Here is a 17286-nt window from a genome sequence, read left to right as displayed (position 1 = left end):
TATCCTGAGCTTTTTTTGCGGGTAAGAAGGAGGGGAAACAAATGGAATATACTGATGTTATTGAATGTAAAGCAAGCTAGAAAGTTTATATACTGTGGGGAAAACAAAGCTTATTTTGCTAGAAGGAGTGCCGGGTTCGGGCAAGTCTACCCTGGCACAGTTTATTACCCATGCCTTTGCGCGCGAAGGGATCGTTTGCCAGTGGTGGTATGAAGAGGTGAAAGGGCACCCACTCTATGTATTTCACGACCTGACCTCTTTACAGGATACGCTAAATGCTCTTTCAAATGGTGGGTATCGCGCTGTCATTAGGGATGCATTAAAGCGCTGGCGGAAATTTGCCGAACTCGTGCAGACATCAGAGGACGTTGTGATTCTCGACGGATGTTTGTTTGGCTATCTCACCTGGACCCTCTTTCCGATGGATGTTTCACCTGATGAGATTCGACAGTATCTTATGCAAGTGGAGGAGATCATCAAGCCATTGCATCCCAAACTTATTTATCTGTATCAACGAGATCTGTCAGCGGCTATGGAGAAGATCTGTGCGCGCAGAGGTGAGGACGCTCGAAAGCGCTTCATCGATCAGGCTACCCAAAGTGCGTATGGAAAGCGACGAGGTTTCAAGGATTTTGGTGGGATGGTTGCATACTGGGAGGATTATTGCGCCTTCATTGATGCTGTTTCCTCCAGATTCCTGATCTCTCACCTCGCTCTGGAAAACTCTGCTGGAGATTGGTCAGCTTATGAGCAAAGAGCGCTTGAATTCCTCTCCTTTCCTGCTACCACATGGCCTGACATTGCATCTAATGCATTTAAACGCTTTGTTGGATTGTATACATATAAGGAGGATGGGAGCGAGCACATCTGCGAAGTCAAGCTTGAGGGCACTCACTGCGTCGTGGATGGAATGCCAGAGGTCTGGCAGCATACGCGTTTACGACCGCTATCAAGCGCCGAATTTGTAGTCGAGTCACTCCCAATTCGGGTTTCTTTTCAGGAAGACGAACATGGTAATGTTATACAGATGAAAACGGAGGGTCCAGATATGCTTTTCGGGAGTGTGAGTAGGCTCTTTACTCGCGTGCTAGATAATCCAATTGTCGCTCGTCTATCCCCAAGGCATTGACAATTTTGTAATAATAAATTATATTTTTTACATCACTAAAAAATTATTTTAAACAATGCTTAGAGATCTGAAGTCTTTCATCTTCTTCCTCTCATGCTGGAAAGGATATCGCATGGCCGAATTACAGGAGCAATTACGAGGTGAGCGTTTTAAAAAAGGGTGGAAACATTCGGCTTCTCTTCCCTCCCTGGCAGAAGTTCATCGCACGATTACAGTCCCATCAAAGGATAAGGGGTTTTGGCGTACCCTGCTCGCCTATCTTGGCCCAGGGTTGATGGTTGCGGTTGGTTATATGGACCCCGGAAACTGGGCTACCGATCTTGCAGGGGGGGCGCAGTTTGGGTATATGCTCATCTCGGTGATTCTCATCTCAAATTTCCTGGCAATCATTTTGCAACATCTGGCATTGAAGCTTGGCATTGTGACTGGCCGTGATCTGGCTCAGGCTTGTCGTGATCATTACTCGCGTCCTGTGGCTTTTGTCCTATGGGTTCTGTGTGAAATTGCTATTGCGGCTTGCGATCTTGCGGAAGTGATTGGTTCGGCGATAGCACTCAACTTGCTCTTTGGTCTCCCGCTAGTAGTGGGTGTATTCATTACTGCGTTGGATGTCTTTGTGGTCCTTTTCTTACAAGGTAAGGGTTTTCGTTTCATTGAAGCTCTGGTTGGCACACTGATTTTAACTATTGGTCTCTGCTTCCTCTATGAAATATTCATTTCTCAACCAGCAATGGCTCCGCTTCTGTCTGGCTTTATTCCACGGACAGAGATTGTAACGAATCCCCATGCCTTATATGTAGCGATTGGTATACTGGGGGCAACGGTGATGCCTCATAATCTCTACCTGCATTCCAGTATTGTGCAGACACGTGCCTTTGGCAAAGATGAAGCTGAAAAAGCGCGGGCTATCAAGTTTGCCACCATCGATTCAACATTCTCGTTGTTGCTTGCTTTTTTTATCAATGCCGCAATCCTGATCCTGGCAGCGGCAACATTCTATGGCACACAACACGCTGATGTCGCAGATATTGGGCAGGCGTATCAACTTCTCTCACCCGTGCTTGGTGCTCCACTCGCGAGTGTCATCTTCGCTGTAGCCTTGCTCGCGTCGGGACAAAACTCGACTCTGACAGGTACGCTCGCAGGTCAGATTGTGATGGAAGGGTTTCTCAACCTTCGCCTCAGGCCCTGGTTGCGCCGTCTTATTACGCGGAGCATCGCGATTATCCCCGCGATTATTGTGACTATCCTCTATGGTGAGCAAGGGACGGGGGAGTTGCTAGTGCTAAGTCAGGTAGTGCTTTCTTTTCAGCTCAGTTTCGCGGTGTTTCCCCTGGTACAATTTACCAGCGAAAAAACCAAGATGGGCCGCTTTGTCAATCCTGGCTGGCTCAAGGCGCTTGCATGGGTAATCGCGCTCGTTATTGCCGCACTCAATGCATACCTTCTGGCTGTGACATTCTTTCCCCAATTAGCCGTTGGAAATTAATCATTCTATCAACATACAATCAGAACAGAGAGGGTCTCGCATTATTGACAACGCGAGGCCCTCTCTGTTCTGATTGTATGTGAGCGGCTATTAGATGGTGTTGGTGTTTCCCAAAGCTCTAGCCTTCCGTGGTCCTTGCGATGGATGGGACCTGTTCACCGGCTTCAACCATGCGTTGAATTAAACGCTCTTTCAGGTCGCGAGCGATTTCAAGATGTGATGTTTTACCTGCCAGATTGTTGAGCTCGTAGGGGTCTGCCTCCAGGTCATAGAGATACATTTCGACATAATGGTCGGAGTTGGAATCGTGCCAGCCATGCTTATCGGGCGCGATTACCCCATACTTCCAGTTTTTGGTGCGGATCGCTCGCCCAACCTGTGACTCGCTGATCTGAACGAAGACCTCTTGAGGCCAAGCTGGAGTTTCATCTTTGATGACCCTCAAAAGAGAATTTCCCTGCATTTCCGATGGGACGGTAAGTCCAGCGGCATCGATGAGCGTCGGGGGAATGTCTATCAGGCTTACAAGCTCTTCAATTCTCTTTCCGCCTCGAAAGCCTGGACCCTGAAGTGCGGCAAGGACGCGAATAGAACTCTCATGGCAGGAGCGCTTATACTCGCTATTGCGGGTCTTGAAGTGGCAGCCATGATCCGAGGTGAATAATATGATGGTATCCTCTTCTAGTCCAAGGCTCTTGACTGCTTCCAGCAGGCGTCCGAATGCCTCGTCGACACGTTTGACCTGCCCGAAGTAGCCGGGCAGATGTTGATGCGCGGACCCACCCAGGGCCGCTAGATCTGGTGGCATCCAGGCTCCACGATAGCGCTCTTCATAGCCATCAGGCGCGGGAAAGTAATCTTGCTGATTCTGCTGGTGCGGTTCCAGTTGGGAGATAAAGAGAAAGAAGGGGCTTTGTTGATGCGCATCAATGTAACGAATGGCGGCATCTGTGATCGCGTCAACACGGTAGCCTGGGAGTTTGACCGCCTCGTTCTCATTGTTATATACCACAGTGTCATATGGGCGCGAAGTGAACTCAAGGATGTTTGAAGCGAGCCATTCCTCATAGCCTCCGCGCTCTTCCTCCACCACAGGGTCCGCCGTCCCTAAATGCCATTTGCCGATATAGCCGGTCGCGTATCCAGACTCTTTGAAGACATGGGCAAGTGTTGTTACATTCTGGGGTAATGGAATGTCATTGTGATAACAACCTGTGGTCGTAGGATAGAGTCCTGATTGCATGATAGAGCGCGCGGGCCCGCAGACAGGTTGGCAGGTAAACATCGACGTAAGGTGCGTTCCACGCTGAGCGAAACGATCAAAATTTGGCGTTAATTGCAGTGGATTGCCATGCAAGCTGGAAGTATCCCAGCGTTGCTGATCCGTAAAGAAGACGATAACATTTGGGCGCTTAGTGTGTTGTACCATTCTATTCAACCACTCCACTCTGTTCTCTATCCAGATTTGTGTGCAGATGCCACCATAGATGACATCTCTGTTTTAGTGAACTACGATATCGCTTTGCTGATGCGTTATTTCATGCCTGAGAGGCTAATCCCTTTGACGAAGTATTTTTGCGTGAAGAGGAATAGGATCAGGATCGGCACGAAGAGCACGACCGCGCCTGTTGCCGTATAGTTCCACTGCGTGAAGTATTCCTGATTAAAGAGTGTGAGCCCGATGGGCATAGTGCGCATTTCCGTACTATTCACAACAATCAACGGCCAGATAAAGTCATCCCATTGGAAGATGAACGTAAAGAGGCCAAGTGTGGCGAGTGCCGGTCTGACCTGGGGTAAGATAATGCGCCAGTAGATACCAAATTCTGAGCAGCCATCAAGACGAGCGGCATCAATAAGCTCGAATGGTAGTGGCTGGATAAACTGGCGCATCAGAAAGATGCCGAAGGCGCTCATCAAGAAAGGCGTAATCATCGCCTGGTAGGTATCGAGCCAATTGAGTTGGGCCATTAGAATATACAAAGGAATCATGCGCACAAAAAAGGGAATCATCATGGTGCCAAGAATGAGCAAGAAGAGCACATTCTTGAGCGGGAAGCGAAATTTCGCGAAGACATAACCTGCTAGTGGATCAAAGAACAGGTGTGAAAGGGTAATTGTGCCAGCCACAATCAAGCTGTTCAGGAAAAAGCGGGCGAAGGGAGCCTTCTGCCAGATGATGAGATAATTCTGGAACTGTGGTATCGCTGGAAGTAGTATGGGAACACCGGAAAAGGTTTCAGCATCACTTTGAAGCGAGAGCGATACCATATAGAGCAGAGGCAGAATCGCCAGGGCTGCCAGTAAGATCATGACGACATACACCGAGATACGACCCAGCACATGAGATATGGGCATAGTTTGTTTCTGCATAGTGCTCACCTCCTTCGCGTTAGTACTCAACTGCTTTATTGCCCAGACGCCACTGAATGAGTGTCAACACCAGAATGACGACAAACATGATGAAAGAGAGCGCGGAGGCGTAGCCAAGATTATTTTCATTAAAGGCGATGTTGTAAACATGGAAGACATAGAAGCGCGTCGCGTCTGCCGGTCCGCCCTGCGTAATAACAAAGGCTTGCGTAAAGGCCTGCAAGCTATTAATCACGCCAATGATAACGACAAAAAGCATTGTTGGAGCGAGCAGCGGTAATGTCACATGTCTGAAGCGCGTCCAGGCACCTGCGCCATCGACTTGCGCGGCCTCATAATAGTCCTTTGGGATGCCTTGTAAGCCAGCCAGGAAAAGGATCATTGTATATCCCACCCCCTGCCAGACCGTAATCCCAATTACGACTGGTAGAGCCAGATGGTAATCAGTCAGCCAACTCTGCTGAGGGATACCGAGCGAGAACAGAATGCGATTGAGAATACCGACTTGAGGATCGAGAATGTTGCGCCACATAAGGCCTACAATGACCAGTGAGGACATATAGGGAACCAGGAAAATAGCGCGAAACAAGACGCGACCCTTAAAGGGTAAATCCAACAGGAGAGCTAGGGCCAGACCGATGACGATATTGAGTAGCGTCACGCCCAAAGCGAAGAGCACAGTCACTTTGAAGGTCTCCCAGACACGTTGGTCCTGGAAGGCTTTAAGATAGTTCGCAAGGCCTACGAAGTCCGTGATGCTCTGCATGCTGGCCCATAGTTCTAGCAGAATGGGATAAAAGAAGAAAATGGTAAAGTAGAGAAGCGCGGGCGTGAGAAAGATATAGGCGATAAGAGCCTGGCGACTAGCCAGGCCCGTTCGCACGGCTCGTTTGGTTCCCACACTATCGCGCGCCACGATGATGCTCATAGTTTGGGCTCCTCTCCTTTAGATCGCAACACTTACTGGGACAATGCCTTGTTGCCAGCTTCGGTGAAGGTTTTTAGCGCCTCCGAAGCCGGGGTTTGTTTGTAGATGACATCCTGATATGCCTTATCATACAGACTTATGACGGAGCCAGATTTGCCAGTTTTCTCAAGATCAATGGTGGAAAACTGAGCATAGTTTAAGCCTTGGGCGAAGGGGCGATGAGATCTATCCCTTGTACATCTGCATGCTGTGACCAGGATTTACGGGGCATGGTCATACTGGCTTCTTTAGTGACCGCAATTTCAGTTTCAAGGGCGAGCAGGCGCTTCATGAATTCCCAGGCCATATCTGGATTTTTGGCCTTCTTGGGAATCATGAGACTTGTGCCAGCGGCGGAAGTTGCCTGACTGCTCTTTTTAAGAGCCTGTGCGATACCTAGCGGAAAGTTCGGGTTCGCGCCCAGAATGGGTTTGATATCCCACGGGCCCGTGACAATAAAGGCCGCGCGCCCAGCCGAGAGCAGTTTTTGTGGCCCATCATAGCTACCAGTTGCTACAGGTACCGGAGCGACCTTGTGTTTATAGATCAGGTCGGACTGGAACTGAAGCGCTTCATATGCCGCAGGATTGTCCATGGAGATAATTTTTTTGGCTGGATCATAGATGTGAACATTATTCTGGAAGAACCAGGGCCAGGCATAGGATGAATCCTGGTTAGCTGCGAATCCGTACACATTATTGCCGGTCAAGGCTTGGCATGCATCTACAAACTCTTCCCATGTCGTCGGAACAGTGGAATGTCCAGACTTACTGAGAAGATCCTTGTTATAGAAGAGCAACATACAAGTCAGATGGAGCTGTATGCCATAGACTTCACCATGAACGGTGTTGCGCGCTACCGTATATGGTTGCCAGTCATTGGGGAAGCCAATCTCATTTCCATCTTTTTCAATATATGGTTGTAATGAACGGAGATTGCCAGCAAGGCCGAATTCCTGTACCCACCCACCGGGCTCTTCGATCAAATCAGGCACGTCTCCTGCCGCAAAGTTCGCAAGTACTTTTGTGCGCATATCCGGCCATTGGTATAACTCTAATTTTACCTTCCAGCCTGCATGATCCTTTTCAAACTGGGAAATGACTTGCTGGTAGGCGGTATAGGAGTGTCCTGCGTTCCAATAGACACGCAAGGTTTTATCGGAAGAGGATGTTGAGGAAACAAGACCACCTGTGCCACCACAGGCGGAGAGCAACAAGGGAACACCAATGGCTGTGGATGTGAGGGTCCCACCCAATTTTAAGGCATCGCGCCGCGAGATACGTTTATTCTGATTCATCTTGGATGAAGAGAAAATAGGTTTATGGGTATTGTTCATATACTGTTTCCCTCCTATGGAGTGTGCTTCTTCGCAATAAATATATGTTAGTATCCACTGACCCAAGCTCAGGCGCCCCAAAAAAGGCTTCAAAAAACGATAAGTGACATGGGCGGTTGCTTCTAAGAATTGATACGAGAACTAACGCCGCTGAGCACGGCTAGTGCTGACCTCCATGCTGGGGCTGCGCGCTCCGGTTTCCGCATAAGGAGTGAGCTACTTTTTATCGGAAACTGTTCCCCTGATTATCAGCTCCCATTCGCGGAGCAGAATACGTTGGGGCTGGTCTGGATTGCGGAGGCGATCTATAAGCATCTCGGCGACATCGCCGAAGTCAAGCGAAGCCGGACCGACAGTCGTGAGTGGTGGACTGGTAATCTCGCCTTCTGGAATGTTGCCACTACCAATGACGGCAAGGTCATCGGGAACGTTTAAACCTGCATCCTGCGCTGCCCATAGTGCGGTGATAGCCACATTATCCGAGCCTGTAAAGATTGCATCGGGGCGCTCCTCTTGTCGTAACAATTGTGTGATGCGTTCGTACACGGCTTTGCGGCTCTCCGGGGTATGGATGACCAATGTCTCGTCGAGCGGCAGGTGAAATGTGTTCAATGCTCGCTTATAGGCTTCCAGGCGCCCATCTCGTCCGAATCTCTCAACATAAAAGCACGCGATTCTGCGATATCCCTGTTGTAGCAGGTAGCAGATAGCTTGATAGAATGCCTCTTCCTCCGTTGTTTGAACGATATCAATGCCTCTTCCTTGAGTCTCATTATGCATAAGCGTAACCGCAATTCCTGATGCGACCAGGCGCTCTAACTCTTCAGCCGTCCAATCTCCATGAACGGCAAGTACGCCGTCCGCCAGACGGCGTTGAAGTTGCTGTAACACCTCCTGTTCTTTTTCGCGCGTGCCAGTGAGTGAAATCACGACGTTGTAATGGTGCTGTTCCGCCACGGCTGCCACATGCTGACAAAGAATTTCGTAGTAAGGAACGCCAAGACGCGGTAAAACGATACAAAGCCGTTCTGTCTGTTGACGTCGTAAATGACGAGCAGATTGATTGGGCGTATAGCCCAGTTCAGAAACCGCTTGCAATACTCTCTGACGCGTGGCTTCACTGATTGTTTTCTTGCTCGAAGTTCGCCCATTCAAGACGTAGGAAACGGTTGCAATGGAGACACCAGCCTGTTTCGCAACCTCTCGAAGGGTGGGTTGTGTGCTTACCATGAGTGTACCATTCACAAGGTGAAACGTTTAACTAAATGAAAGAGTACCATAGAAAATCCAATAGTGTCAATGGTTGGAGGACAATGAGCCTTTTGAGTTTCTCTTGACGCATATGAGCCTTATGCCCTACAATTAGCTTTTGTAAAGAATGTAGAGACTGTAACTAACATTCCGAAGGGCTGGTAGAATGGGAGAACAAGTCAACCACGTAGGTCAGCGCCTTGGCAACTATCAACTTGTTCGCATGTTAGGCAAAGGTGGCTTTGCTCAGGTGTATCTTGGAGAACATATCCATCTGGGCACCCAGGCTGCTATTAAAGTGCTCCATACGCGTTTGTCGGACAGCGATATTGAGGCATTTCGTATGGAAGCGCGCACAATTGCGCGCCTGGTTCATCCTCATATCGTGCGCGTCCTTGAATTTGGCGTAGAAGGCAACACTCCTTTTCTTGTCATGGAGTATGCAGCGGAGGGCACTATAAGGAAGCAGCACTCAAAAGGGACTATTCTGCCGCTAGAGACGATTACATCCTATGTACAACAGATCTCAGAGGCTTTGCAGTATGCGCATGATCAGAAAGTGGTTCATCGTGATATTAAGCCTGAAAACATGTTGTTAGATAAGCAGCACCGGGTGCTCCTGAGTGATTTTGGCATCGCGGTCGCTGTACAGAGTTCGCAGGATCCGATGGCGCGAGGGATTGCCGGAACTGCCACCTATATGTCCCCTGAACAGATCAAGGGTAAATTCTCACCCGCAAGTGATCAATATGCATTGGGCATTGTTGTCTACGAGTGGCTTTGTGGAGAGCGCCCTTTTCAAGGCTCATTTACTGAATTATGTGTACAGCATTTGTTTGCCTCTCCCCCTTCACTACATGAGAAGGTTTCTGAGATCTCACCTGCGATCGAGAAGATCGTTATGAGGGCTCTCGCAAAAGAGCCTGCTCAGCGATTTCAGGATATTCACACTTTCGCAGTCGCTCTGCAAGAGGCTTACGAGACAAGAGAGAGCCGCACTGTTCCGACGTTGCAAACTGCTATCCCAGCGCCTGAACCACAAGAAGACCATTCATTGGCAGCAGTGGCGGACACACCACCAACGGAACTGAAAGCCGCGAAATCCTCGACCCAGCTCAAACAAGAGATCCCATCAGTGAGCACAAGCCATGAGATGGTACAACCTGCGAAGGGCATCTCGCGTCGCACGGTGATTTTGGCAAGCCTAGGGGGATTGGTTGGGGTCGGAGGTGGAGTTACCTGGCTTGTGGCTTCATATCATAAACAGCCGTCCACTCCAGTTTTTGCAACTCCTTTCGCCCCGACTACATCATCATCCTCATCTTCAACACTACCATCAATAGGGACCACTCTTTCTATTTATGAAGGGCATACTGATACAGTTGACGCAATTACCTGGTCGCCAGATGGGAAATATATTGCCTCTGGTGGAAATGATAGAACCGTGCAGATTTGGGATGCGGAGAAAGGCGTCCATATTTCCACTTATCGCGAACACAAGGATGGTGTGCATGGCGTGGCGTGGTCGCCAGATGGGAAACGGATCGCCTCTGGCGGTTATGACAAAACTGTGCGTATATGGGATGTCGCTAATGGTGGTAAAGCGTTTACCTATGTCTACACTGGTCATGGTAATTTGGTAGAAGAGGTGGGCTGGTCGCCGGACGGAAAGAAGATAGCTGTCACCGGAGTAAGAACGATGGAAACCTGGAACGCGGAAGATGGTGGACAGCGTACTATATATCAGCAGGGATTAGGAGCCGCGAAAACGGTGTCCTGGTTCCCAAAAGATGGTCACCAGATTGCTTCTGGCGGAGGAATCATGGTCTATATCTGGAATGTCGCCGATGGCAAGCAAGCCTTCGCCTATACCGGGCATACAGATCGAGTGGATACTGTCGCGTGGTCGCTAGATGGGAAGAGGATAGCTTCAAGTGGCAAAGATAAGACAGTGCAGGTATGGGATAGTGCCGACGGTAGTCATGTTGTGACCTATCGCGGGCACGCTGATTATATAAATTCGCTAGCGTGGTCTCCGGATGGGAAGAGAATCGCCTCTGGTGGCAATGATGAAGCTGTACATGTTTGGGATGCTACGGACGGCAGGCTTATCCTGAAGTATCGAGGCCATACCAGCGATGTGAATGCCGTGGCGTGGTCGCCAGATGGGAAGAGGATAGCTTCAGGTGATGATGGGAAAAGCGTGCGTGTATGGGTAGCCCCATGATTATGCCGCAAGCTTCAGGAAGATGAATATCTGAAGAACTATCCAGAGCAGATGAGAAGAGATGATCTGCTCTGGATGGTATGCTCGGATACGAATGGGTAAAGGGCTATTGGGCAGCCACTTGGTCCACAAACTTCCAGGTGTCTTTCCCATTTACATTCGCTATTTGCCAGACCGAGATAACCTTATTGGAGGTATCGCCGTCGGCACTAAAGGTATGGTGCCCGGTAACGCCGTTATAATCAGTCTTCTTCATTGCTTCGATTACCGCCTCGCGGAACGTTTTTCCCCCTTCCGCGTCATTGGAATCTTTGGCGGTTTGAGCCCCTCCATCAAGCGCGCGCTTGATGGCCTGGATGAGAATATTCATGCAATCGTACGCGGCGGCGCTATAAGAGCCATAATCGCTCTCGCCATACGTCTTGTTATAGCGTTCAATAAAGGATTTGGCCGAAGGGAGAACAGTCTCGTTTACCTTGGCAATTGTGGCATAGGTGGGTCCCGCCTTGGCACCGATAACCTGGGCAAAGGACGGGTTTTGAATGCCATCGCCACCAGCGAACGCCAGTTCAGCGGTGCCCGAATCATTGAGGAGTTGTTGTCGCAACTGTGTGCCACCCTGACTATCGGTGCCACCGAAGAAAACCAGATCAGGTTTCGTATTTTTGACGTTGGCGATGGTGCCACCGTAATCATTACTTCTCTGTTTGCTTTCGCGGCTCCCAACAATCGTGCCACCAAGCTTTTTCCATTCGTCGCTAAAGATGTTTGCCAGACCAACGCCATAGACGGTAGTATCGTCTATCACATAGACCTTTTTGTAGCCTGCCTTCTGATAAAGATAATCCGCCAGGACCGTTCCCTGGTGGTCATCGGTAGTGGCTATGCGGAAGTAGGTAACGTTTCCAGTTGGACGGAGGGTTGGTACTTTATCCTGAGCACCAGTGCAATTGACCTTTGCTCCTCGCTGTGTGAGGCATGTATTAGTATTTGAGGGGCTAATAAGCGCAATGGGGGCTTGATTGGCGACGGGCATTTCAGCCTGCGCAACAGAGCTATTGAAAGGGCCCACCACACCAGTCACCAGTGCGTCGCCAATCAACTCAGTTACGTTTTTTTTGCCAGTATCGGGATCGTACACACCTTGCGCACCAACGTCATCTTTCGGCACAAATTCCAACTGATACCCTGGAATTAAATGCTTCTCGTTTGCTTCTTTCACCGCCAGTTCCGCCCCGTCCTGAGCAGGTTTCCCGTTGGCGGTATCCTGTCCCGATACAGGGAGATCGCTCGCAACCTTGATGGTAGTCGAACCTTTGCCCCCGTTCTGAGACCCGGTGCCAGTCGTAGGACCGCAACTCGTCAGAAGGAAGAGTATCATCCCCAGGCTTAACATTGAGATGCTCAATCGTATGGGCATACGTCTATTGTGCATTCGCTCGCTGCCTTGCATTTGCTTGTTGACCTCCTCTTCATAAGTAATGGTCAAAAACTATTTTTAATCATTACTTATGAGTATAAGGAGCGCCAGTAGTCTTGTCAAGGCAAAGAGGTTTTTCCGTTGCATAACATTTCAGGGTAGCCAATAGTTAGTTATTGGCTACCCTGAAATGTCACAAGATGATGTATTGAGGACATGGTTGCTACCAAGACGTCCCATAAATGGCCTATGGCTTGAGGTCCAACCGTGCTTTGCCTGTCGCCATATCGACGGGCACTGAGACCTGATGGTGTACGATAAGCCATGTGCCGTTGATCTTGCGAAAGCAGGCGGTCCAGCGTACCCACTGATCGGTTTTCTGTCCGGTGCTCATGGTGCCGCTCATCCGATTGAGGCTGTGGGTGAAGGCAACGTCATCGCCCACCGTGATGGACAGGTCGTGAATTTCATAGTGAATCGGACCCTGGAAGACGAATAATATCTCTTCCCAAACTTTTCTGAAGGCGTCTGCCCCTATATATTGCAGCGGGGGGACGATGTCGAACGAGACTACCTCCGGCGCGTAGAGAGACATAATGCCTTCGATATCCCTGTCATGAAGCGATCTGATTCTGTCGTTCAGGAGTTCCTGGATTATTGCTGCATCTTTGTTCTTGTTTGCTTCGACTGACATAGTTTTCTCCTATTTTGTGCCATGATGATCGCAAGTTCGAGTGGGAATTGGCCCTGCGTATCAGTATCCCTGGTCCGTGACAATCTTGCGCATTTCATATGCTACCGATAAGGGTGGAAATCTCATTGGAGGTGCGCATATCTTGGCGTGAGTCAAGGAACTGCTATTACTATGACATGCATCACTGCAAGAATGTGACAGATCTATTACGATACAAGGCCAAGATGAAGCAAGCGGGATGGGGCGTTTATTTTTACGACATCAGTTTATCCTTTGCGCACCAGCGTGAATCGCGTATTTCAGGGATAACGCTCTGCCCGAGGCAGAGATTGAGTTGGGTAGAATACTTCTGCAAATGGTGCATGATATAGAGATGTAATTCCAGGTAACTGACTAACCTTATAGCAGATGGCAGATCGATTGAGCAGTGTGTCATACATAGGCTGAAGCTCTGCACCTACATATGGATGACCCAAGATTTCTAATGATGCTGTAGATTCTTTACTAAAAAATTTCTTGACTTCTTATACTTATTTATGCTAATATATATTTAGCTTAGTTGAAAAGTTAATATCATTAAGATTGAATTTGATGGATAAGTATAAAAAGTAAAAATAATACCTGTGATTAAGGGGAAATTCAAAGCCATGGGTCAAGTCAGTGATACAGTTCGCGCCTTCTTTGAGGATTTCAATCGAGCAAATAATTCATTTGAGCCGGAGCTTCGTGCTCCTCTGGTGGGTGACTCTCTAGTTGGTGCCGATCCCAATGGTGTTGTCCAGTTACTCACGAAAGAGGAATATCTAGCGGGTACCGCCCAAAGCCAGGAATATTTACAATCTCTGGGTTTTAAATTTGTCACAGTGGTTCCCACTGAAGAAGTTCCCTTGACTGACCGCTATACGATGGTAAAAACGAAGGGAACGATGCGTCTGGAAAAGGTTCCAGGTCAGCCTATTGATCTGGCCCATGATGCTACTTACATTTTGTATATCAAAGATGGCAAACCTCAAATAGTCTTTGCTCTCTCTCATGAGGATCCCATGAAGATGGCGCAAGATCAGCATGGCGTTGTCTTCGAAGATAAACGTTCGTGGGATGAGACGCTAGAGCAAGCGTAGTCGATCCTTTACATTCGAGGTCGAGCAGCATATATGTAGATGCTGAGCTTAAACTGGTCCAGCAAATACTTTCCGAAAGTATTTGCTGGACCAGTTTCATTGAGAAGCGACAATACCAGTATGGGTATTGGGCAGTGTATAGCTCAATAATCAGTAGGTGCGAAGGATATGAAGCATGTAATCTTTGCGGTTTAGGGGATTGAAGTCCGCACGCTTCCTGGTTGGGAAGGCACCTTCTATTTTTTTAAACCCGGAAGGGGTCGTCAAGAAGATACCCTCGCCTTCTGTAAATGAATGCAGGCTTCTTTGAAACTCCTCCGTTGTCGCTACGGGTAGTGTTCCCGTTAGAAGAAACGTATCGCCGCGTAGACTCGGCGTGTCAAAAGTGGCCTGTAATGCCGATAGCCTGAACATCGCCTGACTAAGGGCGGGGCCAGGAACATGCAACTCAAACTGATTTAATGGTTCATGGACTACTGTACCTGCCTGAGCAAGGGAGTCCATTAACACAAGCGGCACCAGTTTACGGAAGTCGCTCGCCGTCGTGATGGGGCTTGAATAGCCGGTATGGGTGAGGAATATAGCGAGGTCCGTGACCTCCCAACCATAGAGCCCTTGTTTTAAGGTTTCATAGACAGTCTCTTCAATCGCTCGATGAAAGGCAAGAGGGAGAGAGCCAAGTTTGACCTCCAGGGTATAGCTTATGCCACTGCCCGCGTTACGTGGTTCTACACGAAAGCCAACGGTCGCATAGAAGGGATTACCCTCTACCCCCATGACATCCAGCGCCTGACCCGTGGCGCCTAGCCGTTCGATGCAGACGACCCTTGTCTCAGAGAAGGAGACTGAGAGGCCATAGGTTTCCTCGAGAGTCGTTTCGACCACTTCTTTTTGGACCTCGCCAAAAAGTCGTAGATAGATTTCATGGTGGAAGTCATCCATCCTTACATTAATCAATGGGTCCTCTTGTGACAATTCCATCAGAGCTTGGTACAATTGATGGCTTTGTGCTGGTTGATTGGCTTCGATGCGGGCTTCCATCTGAGGGGCCACAAAATGAAGATCCCGTATATGTGTGGACCACTCGCCCACGACGTCACCAATTCTGATGTCGTTGAGGCCCCAGGCTTTACAGAATTCGCCAGCCTCTACTTTGAGAGCTTGAATGGTTTTTCCCTCCTCAAACGTGTGAAGCTTTTTTATTTTATCTATGTGGGTTTCGACCTCATGCTCCTGTGTTGCCCTGCTCACTGAAACATCTTCTCTGACACGCAGGCTGCCTGAGAAGATCCTGATGTAGGCGACTTTGTTACCTGAGGCTTCTTTTTCGAGTTTAAAGACGACTCCAGATAAAGGAGCCTCATTCAGGTTGGTATTGGCTGGAAAAAATGTCGCAACACCCGTGAGTAGTTCCGCAACGCCAATCCCAGTCATGGCTGAACCAAAGAAAAGCGGGTATAGTTTGGCCTCTCTGACCTGCGTTGTCATAGCGCTCAATATTTGCTCTTCGCTTACTTGTTCTTCATTAACGTAAGATGCAAGAAAACGTTCATCGTTGAGCGCGATAAGCTCAAGGCATTCATCTCGAAATGCCTGACCCTCATCTCCATTGAAGGTCTTTTTGACAAGAAAGGCTTCTTTCGTGCCGATATTTTCGGGCCTATAGAGGGGAATGACACGCTCTGTAAGCTTCCCTTTGATGTGCTGAACAAGCGTATGGAATTGGGCACCTCGGCGATCAATCTTGTTGACGAAGATTATCACTGGAATACCGAGTTTAGTGAGGATGGACATGAGGAGTTTGGTTTGAGCTTGAATACCCTCTACGGCCGATATCACTAGAATTGCTCCATCCAGCACACTGAATGAACGTTCAACTTCCGCGATAAAGTCCGCATGTCCAGGAGTATCAATGAGGTTGATTTTTAAGTCTTGTACAAAAAAGGAAACGACTGAGGCTTTTATAGTGATGCCTCGTCTCTTTTCCAGATCTAGCGAATCGGTCTGAGTATTTCCTTGATCTACTTTGCCAATTTCATCAATAACATGTGTTTCAAACAGTATGCGCTCCGTTAAGCTTGTCTTTCCAGCATCGACGTGCGCGACGATCCCGATGTTGATGGTTCTCATTCAGTATAATCCTCTGTAAGTTGTCTTGAAGCATGTTCATCTCCTTGTGTGTGATGTTGAATTGCCGCATGTAATAAGTCTCCTATCTTCTAAAGTAATATGCTATAGGGCTACAACCAGATTGTGTAGCTCTAGCGAATGTGGGTACCGTACACGATGAGAGCGGGATTTGTCAAGAGAACCTCTGCCTTCCACTACTCCCGATAACAGGGCTTAACAGCTCTGGCTGAAGAACACGCTTCCCTTGCTTTATCTTTATGCTTGATGCACAATGGGACAGATAGAAGATTGAATGCTCCATCTTCATTGGTGCTTTTCCTGAAGATTACAAACAAACCTCAATTTTTCAAGCTCTTTCGTATTCCTTTTCAGTGCATTGGAGGGAACCGAGTGCGATGAAAAACGCTAAAGCAACGCCTAACCATTCTTTACGACGAGAGAGAGAGCTAAGGGGCTGGTCACAATGTTATGTGGCAGATCAGATTAGCGCTCCCGCTTCGTCCTATATTCACCGCTGGGAAAAAGGATTGGCCTTCCCGAGCCCCTTCTATCGCGAGAAACTCTGCGCCTTATTTCAAAAGAATGCTGATGAGCTAGGCTTTCCTGTGACATCTACCCCCAGACATCTTTCATTGGTACCTCAAGACTCGAATAGAGTCACAAATGTCTCTTCTCATTTCTGGTATGTCCCCTATCAGCGAAATCCTTTCTTCACTGGTCGCGAAGAAGCGCTTAATGATCTCTATACGACTTTTTTTGCTGAAAAGGGGGGGCCTTTCTCACAGGTTCAGGCCCTCAGTGGTATTGGAGGCATTGGCAAGACACAGGCTGCTATAGAGTATATTTATCGCTACCGAAACGCTTATGCGAAGGTGCTGTGGATGCAAGCCGAGACCCGTGAAGATCTCAATGCTAGCTGTGTGGCCCTGAGAGCTCTTTTGAAACTGTCTTCTCATAGCGAGCAGAAGGAAGATTGTGCTATTGAGCTCATCAAGCTCTGGTTAACCAGCCATGAAAATTGGCTTCTCATTTTGGATAATATTGAAGACTTTTCCCTGCTGCAAACGATCCTTCCCATTGATCCTCAGGGTCATACATTACAAGAATCCGAGCGAGAAAGCCCTGCTCATTGATGGCAGGGATGAATCG

The 17286-nt window shown here is 48.6% G+C and carries 13 protein-coding genes; 5 read left to right on the top strand and 8 right to left on the bottom strand.

Annotated elements, in window-relative coordinates:
- Positions 1–94 precede the first annotated feature (94 nt).
- Both K3T82_RS21185 and K3T82_RS21180 read left to right on the top strand, forming a co-directional pair.
- Positions 95–1129 carry a P-loop NTPase family protein gene (locus tag K3T82_RS21185; RefSeq protein WP_220195540.1) on the top strand — a complete coding sequence of 345 codons (1035 nt, stop codon included), beginning with the start codon at positions 95–97 and terminating at the stop codon, positions 1127–1129.
- Between the two features lie 112 nt (positions 1130–1241).
- Entirely contained in the window at positions 1242–2618 is a 1377-nt protein-coding gene (locus tag K3T82_RS21180) for an Nramp family divalent metal transporter (RefSeq protein ID WP_220195539.1), read from the top strand.
- A gap of 118 nt (positions 2619–2736) precedes the next feature.
- On the opposite strand, the gene K3T82_RS21175 is transcribed toward K3T82_RS21180, so the two are convergent.
- The 5 genes from K3T82_RS21175 to K3T82_RS21155 all read right to left on the bottom strand — a co-directional run bounded on the left by K3T82_RS21175 (position 2737) and on the right by K3T82_RS21155 (position 8524).
- Complete coding sequence (locus K3T82_RS21175; RefSeq protein ID WP_220195538.1) at positions 2737–4047, bottom strand: sulfatase family protein; 1311 nt, start codon at positions 4045–4047, stop codon at positions 2737–2739.
- A gap of 104 nt (positions 4048–4151) precedes the next feature.
- Positions 4152–4991, bottom strand: a complete 840-nt coding sequence (locus K3T82_RS21170) for a carbohydrate ABC transporter permease (protein ID WP_220195537.1) — start codon at positions 4989–4991, stop codon at positions 4152–4154.
- Between the two features lie 19 nt (positions 4992–5010).
- Positions 5011–5919, bottom strand: a complete 909-nt coding sequence (locus tag K3T82_RS21165; protein WP_220195536.1) for a carbohydrate ABC transporter permease — start codon at positions 5917–5919, stop codon at positions 5011–5013.
- 196 nt (positions 5920–6115) lie between these two features.
- On the bottom strand, positions 6116–7294 hold the full coding sequence (locus K3T82_RS21160) for an ABC transporter substrate-binding protein (RefSeq protein ID WP_220195535.1): 1179 nt from the start codon (positions 7292–7294) through the stop codon (positions 6116–6118).
- 216 nt (positions 7295–7510) lie between these two features.
- On the bottom strand, positions 7511–8524 hold the full coding sequence (locus K3T82_RS21155; RefSeq protein WP_220195534.1) for a LacI family DNA-binding transcriptional regulator: 1014 nt from the start codon (positions 8522–8524) through the stop codon (positions 7511–7513).
- A 187-nt stretch (positions 8525–8711) separates the two neighbouring features.
- On the opposite strand from K3T82_RS21155, the gene K3T82_RS21150 reads away from it, so the two are divergent.
- Positions 8712–10772, top strand: coding sequence for a serine/threonine-protein kinase (locus K3T82_RS21150; RefSeq protein WP_220195533.1), 2061 nt, complete (start codon positions 8712–8714; stop codon positions 10770–10772).
- 106 nt (positions 10773–10878) lie between these two features.
- Here the strand turns inward: K3T82_RS21150 and K3T82_RS21145 are convergent, their stop codons facing one another.
- A complete protein-coding gene (locus K3T82_RS21145) occupies positions 10879–12225 on the bottom strand; it encodes a branched-chain amino acid ABC transporter substrate-binding protein (RefSeq protein WP_236031437.1) in 1347 nt (448 codons plus the stop codon).
- Positions 12226–12439: 214 nt separating this feature from the next.
- On the bottom strand, positions 12440–12886 hold the full coding sequence (locus K3T82_RS21140; RefSeq protein WP_220195532.1) for a YybH family protein: 447 nt from the start codon (positions 12884–12886) through the stop codon (positions 12440–12442).
- A 647-nt stretch (positions 12887–13533) separates the two neighbouring features.
- Here K3T82_RS21140 and K3T82_RS21135 point away from each other — a divergent pair.
- A complete protein-coding gene (locus K3T82_RS21135) occupies positions 13534–14007 on the top strand; it encodes a hypothetical protein (protein WP_220195531.1) in 474 nt (157 codons plus the stop codon).
- A gap of 150 nt (positions 14008–14157) precedes the next feature.
- Here the strand turns inward: K3T82_RS21135 and K3T82_RS21130 are convergent, their stop codons facing one another.
- On the bottom strand, positions 14158–16137 hold the full coding sequence (locus K3T82_RS21130; protein WP_220195530.1) for an elongation factor G: 1980 nt from the start codon (positions 16135–16137) through the stop codon (positions 14158–14160).
- A gap of 395 nt (positions 16138–16532) precedes the next feature.
- On the opposite strand from K3T82_RS21130, the gene K3T82_RS21125 reads away from it, so the two are divergent.
- The gene (locus K3T82_RS21125; protein WP_220195529.1) at positions 16533–17270 is read left to right on the top strand and encodes a helix-turn-helix domain-containing protein; all 738 of its coding nucleotides are present in this window, start codon (positions 16533–16535) and stop codon (positions 17268–17270) included.
- Positions 17271–17286: the final 16 nt, after the last annotated feature.

The organism is Ktedonospora formicarum, assembly GCF_016587355.1.
Lineage (GTDB): Bacteria > Chloroflexota > Ktedonobacteria > Ktedonobacterales > Ktedonobacteraceae > Ktedonobacter > Ktedonobacter formicarum.
The sequence above is the reverse complement of the archived record's forward strand: the minus strand, read 5'-3'. Positions and strand labels throughout refer to the sequence as shown.